Raw genomic sequence first — 12,672 nt, 5'->3', positions numbered from 1 at the left:
ATTAACGATCAAATTACTTTTTAAGGCCTTCCCATTTCCAGTCAACAACTTCTGGAAGATCAGTACCTTCTTGACGGATGTAAGCATTGTGCTTATCAACCATGTCATTCATACGTTGGATGAAGTAACCACCCTTGATTGTGTAAGCTGGAATATCTTGAACAGCTTCCTTAGCAAGGTTGAAACGATCCAATTGGTTCAAGACACGCATGTCGAATGGTGTCGTGATATCACCATTTTCACGGTAGCCATGAACGTGAAGATTGTGGTTATGACGATCAAAGAAGATATCCTTGATCAAGCCTTCGAAACCGTGGAATGCGAAGATAACTGGCTTGTCAGTAGTGAACAAGTTGTCAAAGTCTTCATCACTCAAGCCACGAGGGTCAACCTTAGGTGAACGAAGCTTCAATAGATCAACAACGTTGATGAAGCGAATCTTCATTTCTGGGAATTCCTTGTTCAAGATTGAGATAGCAGCCAATGCTTCCAAGTTAGGTTCTGAACCTGCGGCAGCAAAGACAACGTCTGGTTCTTGACCTTGGTCAGTTGATGCCCAATCAATGTAGCCAAGACCGTTCTTAACGAGGTTTTGAGCTTCATCCATTGTGTACCATTGACGACGTGGGTGCTTTGAAGTAACGATTAAGTTGATCTTTTCGTAAGTTCTGAATGCAACATCACCAACTGCTAACAATGTGTTGGCATCTGCTGGGAGATACTCACGGATGAATTCAGGCTTCTTCTCAGCTAAGTGAGTCAACATACCTGGATCTTGGTGGGTATAACCATTGTGATCTTGCTGGAATACTGTTGAAGTATCAACAAAGTTCAATGAAGGATATTGCTTTCTCCAGTATTGTTCTGAAGCCTTACGCAACCACTTCATGTGTTGAGTCAACATTGAGTCAACAACACGGCCAAATGATTCGTAAGTAGCAAAGAATCCATGACGACCAGTCAATACATAACCTTCAAGCCAACCTTCTGCTTGGTGTTCTGAAAGTTGTGAATCGATCACACGGCCGTGGTTTGCAAGATCTTCATCATATGGTTCATGAATGTCTTCCATCCATTGACGCTTAGAGTCATCAAGCAAGCTGTAAAGACGGTTTGACTTAGTTTCATCAGGACCGAATCCACGGAAGCTGGTTGGGTTGAGTTCAGCAACCTTTTCTAACCAGTTTGACCATTCAATCATATCTTGCTTCTGAGTAACACCACGATCGAATTTAACTTCAAAGTCGCGAACGTCAGGGAGCTTCAATGGTTCTGGCTTGATACCACCGTTGGTAATTGGGTTAACTGACATCCGTTGGTCACCCTTAGGTGCAACTTCGCGGATTTCTGGCTTAACAGTCCCATTTTCATCAAATAATTCTTCAGGCTTGTATGACTTCAACCAGTCAATCAGCAAGTCTTTATGTTCCATTGAACCTGCGGCGACAGGAATTGGAACTTGGTGAGCACGGAATGAACCTTCGATAGGGTTACCATCGAGATCCTTCTTAGGACCAGTCCAGCCTTTAGGTGAACGGAAGATAATCATTGGCCAGTTAGGCAACTTAACGTTATCTGGAGTTTCGTTTTCACGAGCATTCTTTTGAATTGACTTAATTTCTTCAATAACATGGTCAAGGGTCTTGGCAAATTCTGCTTCAACCTTGGCATGCTCTGTATCAGCAGTTGCTTCAACAAAGTATGGATCCCAGCCCATTCCCTTGAAGTAACTAGTTAAGTCTTCGTCACTCATACGTGAAAGGATAGTTGGGTTAGAAATCTTGAAACCATTCATGTTAATAATAGGCAGAACAGCACCATCGGTAATTGGGTTGATGAACTTGTCAGAGAACCATGAAGCAGCCAATGGGCCGGTTTCTGATTCGCCATCACCAATTTCAACAGCAGCGATTACATCTGGGTTGTCTAAGATCGCACCGGTACCATGTGAAAGTGAGTAACCAAGTTCGCCACCTTCATGGATTGAACCTGGTGTTTCTGGTGCGGCATGAGAAGCAACTCCACCTGGGAATGAGAATTGCTTGAACAATTTAGCCATACCTTTTTCATCTTGGCTGATGTTTGGATAGATATCTGAGTAACTACCGTCAAGGTATGAGTTGGAAACCATAACTTGGCCACCATGACCTGATCCTTCGATGTAGAACATGTTCAAATCGTATTTGTTGATAACACGGTTCAATTCTGCATAGATAAGGTTTTGTGATACGATAGTTCCCCAGTGACCAATAGGCTTAACTTTAACGTCTTTGGCTTCAAGAGGTCGTTTAAGTAATGGGTTGTCGCGCAAGAACAACTGACCTACTGAAAGGTAGTTAGCGGCACGCCAGTACTTGTCAACAAGTTCCAAATATTCTTTGGAATCGTAATCTACTGTCATTAATTAACACTCCTTCTTCGATTTAGCAACAAACTTCTGTATAGAATGTTCGTAAAATTCACCAACTGTTTCTTAATCAATTTACATCACTAATACTAAACGATATTTTCAAAAAGTCAACCTTTTAGAAAATTGATACGGTCCAATATTTAGCTACCGAAAATCCTATACTTAAATGCCATTATGGACGCTAACAAATGTTTAGTCTACTATTATTAATATTTTGTAACAAATTTTCCCAACATTTTACTCAAGTATTTTTCCGCCTTCGATTAGCCGCAACCTGAGCTAAGAATAGTAGGAACAAAATGATCATCGTAATCCAAAATGTGAATTGCATTCCGACGATAAATGCACCAGGTTTCGCAACCGGATAGTCGTTGGTTGTGTGGCCAAGATTCATGCTGATTCCTGCAAATAATAGAATATTCGCAAAAATTGCCCCAACGGTCATTCCGGTATTCCGGGAAAAACCCAGCAGTCCACTGGCCACGCCTAATTGGTCCTTGGTTACCGAGTTCATGACCAATACGTTAGTCGGTGCTTGAAACAGACCGTTCCCCAAACCAACGAAGCCAAGCCAGAGGCATAATTCCAGGAGAGATGTTGTGTGATTAACCGTTGCCAGCCCAGCCTGACTGACGATGAGCATCGCCAAAGAAATTGTGGCAATTCGATGCGAGCCAAATTGATCACTGAGCCACCCGGCAAACGGGGACACAACAATTTGAATAACTGGGAAACTGATCAAAATTAGGCCGGCGAGGTCGGTACTGATAAGCCGATTTTGCTCTAAATAGATCGGTTCAATAATGTTGACAACAAAATTAATGCCATAGACCAGAACGGTGGCTAACAGACTCAAAGAAAAGTCAACGTTCTTAAATAACTCAAAGTTCATGACGGGATTGGTCGCCCGTTTTTCCAAATAAATGAAGGCCGATAGTAAAATAGCGGTTGCAATCATCAAACTGATAAAAACCAAATTCGTAAATCCAAGCTGCTGGCCAAGAATCAATCCCATGAACAAACTGCCGGCAGTCAAAATCAAAACCAGCATCCCAAAACCATCGATTTTACCAGTAGACGTTGGTTCCATTTTTGGCAATACCATTTGACCAAGAACAATTGCCACCAACCCCACTGGCACATTAATCCAAAAAATATCTTTCCAGGGAAGATAGGTGAGGATAAGGCCACCCAGCCCCGGTCCGGCAATACTGCCGAGGGCAACCACCGAGCCAAAGCTGCCAAGTGCGAGACCACGCTGCTTTTTGGAAAAAGTCTCGGTGATAATTCCAGCATTGGTGCTCAAAGTCATGCTGGCTCCCAGTGCTTGAATTGCCCGCATGACTAAAATCCAGGTGAAACCTAAGTTAATGCCGCAAAAGAAGGAGGCAACCGTAAAGATCACGGTCCCGACTCTAAACACTTTTGCTTTACCAAACAAATCTCCAAGCTTCCCAAATGGCAGCAGAAACATACAGGTGACGATCAGATAACTCGAGGCCACCCAAGTAATTTGTGAGGTCGACACGTTCATTGCCCGTGACATGACTGGCAGTGCAATGTTGACGATGCTGCTGGTGAGTGTCGACATGAAAGACAATAGGACGACGGCGGTGAAAATCCACCATCGTTTGTTAGTGTTTGGTTGGTTGTTCATGCGAGGCACCTTCTTCCTGGAAATCAAAGTTTTCATCTATAGAGTAGGCTTTTTTAGTGTCGTGGTAGGAAAATTTGCTCACAATGAGGCTCGGACAAAACTTGTTTTCCATCTGTAATTGCAATTTAGATCTCCACTCATATTTGTACTAAAGCTGCAACAAACGGCTGATCCCCGCCATTTAACAGAAAGCGCCAACCATTCCAGAACCAGGAATGATTGGCGCTTTCTGTTAAATTCTGGGATCAAAACGCCTTTTGTCCCAGTCTCATTGAGAATAGCGATTTAGTTGATGATTACTGAAACATGTGCGAAATAATATCCGTCCCCCAGGGCGTGGCAATGATCACCGCAAATATCAGGAATAAAATGCCGATCACAATGAACACGCCCTTCACTGCGGGACGGTTCCTTTGTCTTAGTGCGTACATTAGAAATAAGACGCCGAGGATTGCGATAAGTAACATGATGTAGAAGCCCGTGGGGATCACCTTCTTTTAGTTTGCTAAGAAATGGTTTGTGGTCAGCTTTAGTTCTTATGAGGTTGCCTTTTACCGAGCCGAAATGGGCTCCGACGGCCGGCTGAAAGCCTGCCTAGTCCTGTGGGCGACGGGCCGTTAATTTCTAAGGGTGCTCGTCGCCCTCTGTGGTTCTTGTTTGTGGCTTTGGTTCTTATGAGATTACCTTTTACCAAGCCGAAATGGGCTCCGACGCAACTGATGCTAATTTCTAAGGGTGCTTTGACTAAAACCCAAAAACGGGGTTTCAGTCAAAGCACCCTTAGAAGCCGCATCACCCGTTGCTCGTCGCCCTCTGCTACTTGTCCTCATCCAGATTCACAAAGGTATTATAATTCAGATACTTATAATGAATTCGCATATTCGAAACTTCAAACGGCGTGCCATCATCCAAAAAGAAAATACCTTCCATCACACCAACAGGTTCCACCGGCTTCAAGCCCAACAACTGCTGGTCTTCCTTGGTTGATGGATCGGCCGTGATGGTCATAAATGACTTGGTGACTGAATTGCCGGTTGCGTCCTCAAAATAGTTGAAGATCGAGCCTTCAACCCGTTCGCTGTTCAACTCTGGGGCCACTCGAATTGGGATGTAGCCGAGCTCAATCATAAATGGTTTGTCATCAAATGACCGTAGCCGCTTAATCTCGTAAACAAACTCACCCGGATTAAGGAACAACTCCGTTTGAAGTTCTTCACTCGCCGGAACCACCTTGAAGTCCAACAATTTAATCTGGGGTGTTTGGCCGTCACTTTTAAAACTGTCGGTAACTCCCAGATTAGAGCCTTCATATTGAAAAATCGTTTGGTTCTTTTGATATAACGGATTAATGAACGTTCCCGAGCCCCGTTTTTTAAAGATAATCCCTTGATTTGCCAAAACATTCAACGCGCGTTTAATTGAACTGCGACTAACACCATAGGATTCGCTTAAGCTTCGTTCATCCGGCAGCTTCTTTGAGGCAAATTCATTGGCCTGGATGCGCTCTTTCAAGTCCTTCATGATGTTGCGATATACTAAATCAGCCATTTGTGCTCCTTATTTAAATCGTTAAATTGATCTATTATCAGTAAAGTATAACAGATTATCATCTTTTGTTCAGACAGATTCGTGTGGCCGGTTGTGCTAAAATATCCCTGAGGTGTTATTAAATGTCAAAAAAGAAGAAAAATAAAGTCCATAAAACATTAGTTGAACAAATTCTCGATAAGCACAAAATTCCTTTTGAACAAATGGAATTCCCCACTCATAAAGAAGGCGACGTCGAGCAAATCAGTGTCGATCACGTCGATACTGATGAACACCAGATTTTTAAAACCCTCGTCTTCTCCGGTAAAACGACCGGTCCAGTTGTTGGCGTCGTTCCGGTTGACGAACATTTGGACGAAAAAAAGCTTGCCAAAGTTTCCGGCAACAAGAAAGTCAATTTAGTGCCTTTAAAGGACCTGTTGAAGACAACCGGCTACCAGCATGGTGCCAACACTCCCATTGGGATTTGGGAAAAGTTTCACTACCCAATTTATGTCGATCAAGAAGCTAAAGAAATGGGTGAAATTATCGTTTCATCTGGACAAATCGGTCGCTCCGTCAAAGCTGATGCTCAACAAATGGTCGACCTCATCGGGGGAAAATTTGCCGACATAAAGGAATGATCGAATGCTCAAAGAGATGCTCAAAAATATCGGTTTGGTACTCGGATTAATGATCGGAGTACCCTTTCTTTTTATCTATCTACTTTCCTCTGTCAATCACCGCACCAAACAACAGATTGCCAATCGGTTCGGCGTTGGCGGTCAAATTGGCTTTGGCTTTCTTGGAATTATCATTCACGAGGCCAGTCATTTGTTAGTGGCGTTAATTTTCGGCCACCACATTGACCAGTTTCGCCTGCTGCGCATCCCAACGGCCGACAGCGACACCCTTGGCTACGTCCACCATACTTGGAACAAGCGGAACCTTTATCAAAACATGGGAAACCTGTTCATTGGGGTTGCCCCCATTTTTGGCTGCTGTTTGACAGTCCTGCTAATGGCAAAATATTTAATTTCCGAAGTCTACCAGTCATTGGTGAATGTTTATGACCAGCCACTTAATCAACTGACTTTCGGATTGCCTAGCTTTAACTGGCTTTCAATGGGCATATTTCTGATAATTGCCGCCAACATTTGTATCGGCGGCTTTGATTTAAGCCCGGCCGATTTTGAAAATGCCAACCAAACAGGGGTTTTGGCAGGCGGTCCTGTGTTTAATAGCAGTAACCATCATCATCTCATTGACCCCACTGCAAACCGCTCTCTTTCATTTACTGATCCATGTGACGGTCATTATTGTGATCATTTCACTCTTTAACTTGCTGATTTCAATCGTGATGACCCTGATCTTTCGCTTTATTTAGCACCATTCCATTCGTCGACAAATTCGCCCACAAAGTCTTGCATGACTTGTTGGCGGTGTTCGGCGATTTTTTTTGCCGTTGGCGTGTTCATCTGATCTTTTAGCTTAAATAATTTCTCATAGAAATGGTTAATAACTGTCCCACGTTTGCGATATTCAGCCTTATCCATCCCCGTTCGCGGCATAATCCGCGGATTATACATAATTTCTCCAAAGTGACCGCCAAAGTAAAAGGTCCGAGCAATCCCAATCGCCCCAATTGCGTCAAGACGGTCGGCATCTTGGACAATCTGCCCTTCTATCGACAATTGATGATGGGTCTTCAAGTTGGCGCTATACGACATATTATCAATGATTTCAAAAACTTTGCCGACAAACGCGTCATCATAACCGACGCCAATCAGCTGATCGGCAATCGCTTTTCGTTTAGCAGCCGGATTAGTCGTCACTTTGTCATCGCTGACGTCGTGCAGATAGGCCGCAATAATCACGAGGGACTCGTCAGCCTGCTCCCCTTTTAGAATTAGTTTGGCCAAACTAACGACCCGCTCAATGTGCGTATAGTCGTGGCCGGTCGTTTCGTACCCGAGCTCTTTTTGAACGAACTCGCGGATTTGTCTTAGTCCATTAATCATTTGAAAACCCCTTTTATATATTCGTCAAGATACTAATCATCACTCGGAGAACCAAAATCCCCCAAAATAACTGCCAGTAATGCAGATATGTATGTTTAAGTGCCATCAGCCATGTTAGAAAAAATGTCCACCAGTGAACCCGGCTGCGATTTTTGGCATAAAAGTCGCTAATGTCTGCCAGTATCGCAAAAAGCAACAAGTGCAGCATCAACAGCAACAACAAGTCAATGACGTAAACTATCACCAAATACCATCGAATGCCGTTTGAAACAATCTGAAACGATGAAGCAACAAAGAGACCGAGTCCGGCGGCATTCAACGCCCCAGCCAGGCTTAACCAGGCAGATGAAAGGATGTAAGTCGGAATCATTGATAACAGAAGTATCGGCAGGATCAGTCGGGTGTCAATCGCCAGCTCATGGACGGTTATCGCAGGAATCTCATTGATCAATGACCGAAAAGATGACATCACCTGAATGTCGACAGCCCCAACTCGAAACCGTGCCCCCAAAAAGAAGACGACGGCAGCAACTGCCCAGACAATCACAAAAAAATTCTTTCGATAAGCTGTCACCATCGAGAATAGCTGTGTTTTAAGATTGGAACGATTATTTTCCAATTTGAAATCCCCCTATTTTGTTGAAACTAACATTAGTATACCCTTGCATCGTCCAAGCTGAAACAACCCGCAACAAAACTGGCTGCTTTCGTTTGGTTACAAAAAGCCGTCATTCGCGATTGTTCGCTCATTGACGGCTTCATTCACCATGTTCACTTTACTGAATTGAATAGACCGATTGGCCCTTCAAAGCGGCCTTATAAGCTGCAACCGCTAAGTTCACCTGACCAACACCATACAGCTGACTGGCAGCATTTTTAATGGAGCCGGTTTTATTAACATACGTCAGCATGGCATACAGTGGAGTTGCCTTTTGGCCGGCGTGCATTGCTGCGCTATTCACGTATTTCTTGGTTGTTGACGCATTTGCCAAGGCAATAATTGCCTCAGCTGTAGAATTTGCGTTCGGGGTGGTCTTGCCGTTAAATGTGTATCCGAAAGCACCGTTACTTTGCGCAAGACTGTACAAGAACTGCTGACCCTTTTGGATACTCGATTCAACTGAATTGGTCGTTGACTTTCCACGCAACAATCCGGTGAGGACCATACTGGTCGTATCGGCATCCTTGGCCCCTTGTGCATTGTTGTAGGTCCAGCCATTGTTATTCAGCTGCACCTTAACCAATCGGGAACTCAGGCTGGCCTTGCTAAATTTGGCATTGCTGGGGCGCTTGAAATGACTGCTCATGGAAACGGCAATCAGGGTTTCTGCCTGTGAACTAGCTGTCTGCTTCGTAACGCTGGCTCGATACAGCCGTGACACCAAGTTGATACCGGTCTTATGACCATAGGGTTTGTAATTCTGCGCGTTCATCCCCATTGCTTGCACAGCCATCACGGCATTGGCCAACGTAGCAGCCGTGGTATTACTTTTAATGACCAAATTCTTCCGCAGAAGATTCTTTTCGCTGGTGGTAAATTTGTAATGATTTCCCCTCAATCCTAGTAAGAAATCAGAATAGCCAGAAGCGGCACCAGCGTCTGAGTATAATCGCTTACTAAAAATCGAACTGGTCTTACCAGATAATCCAGTCTTATTTTCTTTAAGCATTTTTTTCGCATAACCATATGTGAGTGTGGTCCGGCGATGAATCGTCGCCGTGCTGGCTTTGTGGACCGAAGCCGCACCAGCGCTAGTTGACAAAGTAGTCGTCATAATCAGCGCACTAATCGAAGTCAAAATCGTTTTAGTTAATTTATTCATTTTGAGCCCCTCTTTTATTTATTATAATTCAAAGAAATCCGATCGCCATTCCCCACAACATACGCACCAATTGATGTGTTTGGCTGATTGCCGTTAACTGAATATAGCCAACCAGTCATTGTTCCTGCGGGACCGGCATTATAGCCATTAATGCCTTTCACATAAGCGGTGATACCGGATCCAACCGTTGTGATCGACATACTATGCCGGGAAGCCAGTGCATTCAAGGCATCCAGTGCCGTAGCGCCTTTAGACAAGGTAATGCTTCCGCTGGCCAGTACCGAGCCGTTTGCATTGACACTCACCGTGACGGTTTCAGTGCTGGCATTGGTATCAGTCCCTGAATGATTGTCGGTTGATCCGGAAGTGTTAGATGAAGGCGTATCAGAATTGTTTGACCCGGTTGTCGTCGTGGACGGGTTGGTTGACGCATTCGGCACAGTCGTGGTGGTAGTCGAAGATGAACTGGATGTTGGCGTCGCTGGTGATGGTGTCGGGACAACTGGCGTGCTAGCTGTATCGGCATTCTGCTCACTGGACTGAACAATCTTAGTTGCAAAAACCAGTTTCTTATTCGCTGAAACGTAACGGCCGTTGGTTAACAGCAGGCGAGAAGCGTGCCCGTAGCCAACCACCTTTTTAACGTTCAGCGAGGTGTCTTTTCTAACATGTTTTTTTCGACTGCTTAATTGTGGGTTGCTGTACTCGTTGATACCGTTTCGATTGAGAACTTTAATTCGAGTGACTTTTGCGGAATAGTACGCTCCGGCCAAATATTTACCAGCTGAGAGCATATAGCCGGTTCTGCCGCTCTTCAGATCTTTAACCCGATAGATGGCGTGCCCCTGGGTATTTGTTGTCTGCTTGAGGACCCGGAACATTGGCCGGCTCGCCCGTACCTGCTTCTTATACGTCTTAGTTAAATTGCGTTTGTCAAAATTAGTATTCTGATAAAGTTTGACCGTTGTCAAAGCATAGACAATCGAACCCTTGGCACTCTTTGGCTTCTTCGTCGTCGTTGGCTTGACCGCCGGCACAGCTGATGATGAACTGGCAGCGACTGATGAACTTGATGAGCTTGGAGCACTATTGATAATGGTGGTGTAGTTGTTTGTAATCGTGGTACCACTGGACGAAGCCGCACTTGAATCAACGACCTTAACCTGGTTAATCTCATTGACGCCCACTGCCCGATCGGCGATTGCTGCTTCGCTAGTGGTGTCGGCATTAATCTTTGTAATGTAAGTCGCCAGGGTTTGATTAACGGTGTTGATGGCAGTCGTTTTGTCAGTTGCCGATGACTGTGAATCATTGTTGATCGCTTGACGTTTAGTCGTTGCCGCGGTATTGATCTTTGCGAGTTCCCGTGCCCTAAAGGTTGGATTCTGGGCAAAGTTGAAGAGCCAGCCCTGGCCACCGTCTTTGGTAAACTTCGCCTGCTCCAAAGTGAAAGTTGCCTGCTGGAGCAGCATGGAGTTACTGTCAGCACTAATATCTTTCTGGTCCAATAACCGTTGAACCGGTGCTTGACAATCAGATTTGCCGTTTAACGATGTGTAGACGTCAACGCCGGCAGCCGCGAGGGCGTTGACCATTGTGATGTTATTGTACTGATCCTCTTTATTAGTTTGATTGCCAAAACCACCATTTGGTTGATAGTAATTATTTTCAATTGCGGCAATGGCTTTTTCAACAGCAGCCGGCACCCCTGGCTGATTCATATTCATGGAAAGTGATTGAATTGCCCGGGCGGTTAGGTCAACGTCCCCCCATGAAGCCGTCCAGATTCCAGAATTGGGATCACGTTGATCTAAAATTGCCTTGGTTAATGTGGTCCGAGCAGCTTCACTTTCTTTACCGTAACTACCAGTGCTTAGTGCCTCAAGATCGTTAACCAGGGTGTACAAACTCGGTTTGGCAATCTTGGCCTGTGGGTCATTGATAACTTGACCAACAAGATCCTTCTTCTCAACATTGGCCGGATCTTTCCCCAGCGCTCGTAGGCCAATCACTCCAGAAACATTTGATACGCCGGCATACCCGTGATCCTGCCCACTTAAAAAATAATTAGTTGTAATAATATTCTGATAAGCATTCTGTGCCTGTTCATCGGTAATGCCATTGTCACTGGTCGCCAAAATATCGGCATCCCAGCCATCCAATGTATCTTTCTGTCCAGTCAGCTTAACGCCGGTTGACAACGCCGAATCAACATCGGCAGCGGTGTCAGCTTGGGCAAGGTTTTCGCCACCAACAAATAGCAGGAAAATCCCCACTAGCAATGTGACTAAATACCTACTTTGTTTTTTTCTTCATGCCTGCGCGCTCCTCCAAATAATGAAATAGTGTTGGTACCCTCAACAAAAAATGAACACAACAAAAAAGCCTGGCTAGTCTAGCTAGCCAGGGCCGTTTCTCAATCACTAATAACCTAAGTTCAGACATTGAATGAGAGCACACGAAAACATCCGAAAGTTACGCTATTAATTGACAAAGCCGACCCTAAGAAGCTTTGCAATCGGCATAACAAACGTATCCTGACTTGATCTCGTCCTACAACTGTCCTCTTTCCAGGGTGACCCAGTGAGTTGTGACAGCTTCGTCAATCTTACAGTAGCGAAGGGGCTGTAAAGGATTTGCACCTTTTTCCGTTTTATTATGCTTCTTAACATTGAAAATTATAGCATGGAATTGAGAATGGTGTAGGGTGTTTTGGAAATTAACTTAAATTTGTAGCGAAAGAGATTTACAGGTGATATGCAAATGTGTTCTGTCGTAATGCTGCAACGTTGACTTGTGGATTTTCTTTGTTTAGTGGCGTTTCAATTTAGTTAGGGGTTTAGAATTTTTTCCGGTTTAGTCAGCTTTTGAGGACGGCTGCGCAAACCAGTAGAACCTAAATAAGAGAACAACCTCAGCCACGCGAATAATCGCGCGACTGGGGTTGTGCTCCACGATTACTAAGTTGATGATGGTTTTTTGATTGTGAATTTCAGGATTCTTTCCCCGCTTAAGTCTGCTTTTGAGGACAGCTGCACAAACCAGCGGAATCTAACTAAGAGAAGGACCCCAGCCACGCGAATAAGGTTCTACAATATCTGTTGTTGGTAATAGATTTTTATCTATTACTGATGACAGTTTTTTTATTTATCATTAGAATAAAAAAGCGGACATTTTGAGGTGTACCCCCAAAGTTAAAGTAAATATTTGCTTGTCTTTCCTAGGCGGCCCGGA

Annotated in this window: 9 protein-coding genes and 1 riboswitch; of the genes, 2 read left to right on the top strand and 7 right to left on the bottom strand. The window is 44.4% G+C overall.

Annotated elements, in window-relative coordinates; translation table 11 throughout:
• Positions 1–13: 13 nt before the first annotated feature.
• The 3 genes from LPKJCM_RS10520 to LPKJCM_RS10510 form a co-directional block, all read right to left on the bottom strand.
• On the bottom strand, positions 14–2,401 hold the full coding sequence (locus LPKJCM_RS10520; protein WP_057963288.1) for a phosphoketolase family protein: 2,388 nt from the start codon (positions 2,399–2,401) through the stop codon (positions 14–16).
• Between the two features lie 250 nt (positions 2,402–2,651).
• Positions 2,652–4,067 carry an MFS transporter gene (locus LPKJCM_RS10515; RefSeq protein ID WP_225364182.1) on the bottom strand — a complete coding sequence of 472 codons (1,416 nt, stop codon included), beginning with the start codon at positions 4,065–4,067 and terminating at the stop codon, positions 2,652–2,654.
• An 816-nt stretch (positions 4,068–4,883) separates the two neighbouring features.
• Positions 4,884–5,615: a GntR family transcriptional regulator gene (locus LPKJCM_RS10510; protein ID WP_057963290.1), complete on the bottom strand. Its 732-nt coding sequence runs from the start codon at positions 5,613–5,615 to the stop codon at positions 4,884–4,886.
• 122 nt (positions 5,616–5,737) lie between these two features.
• Between LPKJCM_RS10510 and ybaK the strand changes: the two genes are divergently transcribed.
• Positions 5,738–6,238: a Cys-tRNA(Pro) deacylase gene (gene ybaK / locus LPKJCM_RS10505; RefSeq protein ID WP_057963291.1), complete on the top strand. Its 501-nt coding sequence runs from the start codon at positions 5,738–5,740 to the stop codon at positions 6,236–6,238.
• 4 nt (positions 6,239–6,242) lie between these two features.
• Positions 6,243–6,935, top strand: coding sequence for a hypothetical protein (locus LPKJCM_RS10500; protein WP_225364181.1), 693 nt, complete (start codon positions 6,243–6,245; stop codon positions 6,933–6,935).
• A gap of 38 nt (positions 6,936–6,973) precedes the next feature.
• On the opposite strand, the gene LPKJCM_RS10495 is transcribed toward LPKJCM_RS10500, so the two are convergent.
• The 4 genes from LPKJCM_RS10495 to LPKJCM_RS10480 all read right to left on the bottom strand — a co-directional run bounded on the left by LPKJCM_RS10495 (position 6,974) and on the right by LPKJCM_RS10480 (position 11,714).
• The gene (locus tag LPKJCM_RS10495) at positions 6,974–7,615 is read right to left on the bottom strand and encodes an HD domain-containing protein (protein ID WP_057963292.1); all 642 of its coding nucleotides are present in this window, start codon (positions 7,613–7,615) and stop codon (positions 6,974–6,976) included.
• A gap of 13 nt (positions 7,616–7,628) precedes the next feature.
• Positions 7,629–8,234, bottom strand: a complete 606-nt coding sequence (locus LPKJCM_RS10490; RefSeq protein ID WP_057963293.1) for a hypothetical protein — start codon at positions 8,232–8,234, stop codon at positions 7,629–7,631.
• A 157-nt stretch (positions 8,235–8,391) separates the two neighbouring features.
• Positions 8,392–9,438 (bottom strand): prenyltransferase/squalene oxidase repeat-containing protein, encoded by a 1,047-nt coding sequence (locus LPKJCM_RS10485; RefSeq protein WP_057963294.1) that lies wholly within the window; start codon positions 9,436–9,438, stop codon positions 8,392–8,394.
• A gap of 14 nt (positions 9,439–9,452) precedes the next feature.
• A complete protein-coding gene (locus LPKJCM_RS10480; protein WP_225364187.1) occupies positions 9,453–11,714 on the bottom strand; it encodes a DUF5776 domain-containing protein in 2,262 nt (753 codons plus the stop codon).
• Between the two features lie 234 nt (positions 11,715–11,948).
• Positions 11,949–12,137, bottom strand: a riboswitch (cobalamin riboswitch).
• Positions 12,138–12,672 lie beyond the last annotated feature (535 nt).

The organism is Lentilactobacillus parakefiri (assembly GCF_002157585.1).
Lineage (GTDB): Bacteria > Bacillota > Bacilli > Lactobacillales > Lactobacillaceae > Lentilactobacillus > Lentilactobacillus parakefiri.
Note: the sequence above shows the minus strand (reverse complement) of the source record. Positions and strands in the feature narration are given on the sequence as shown.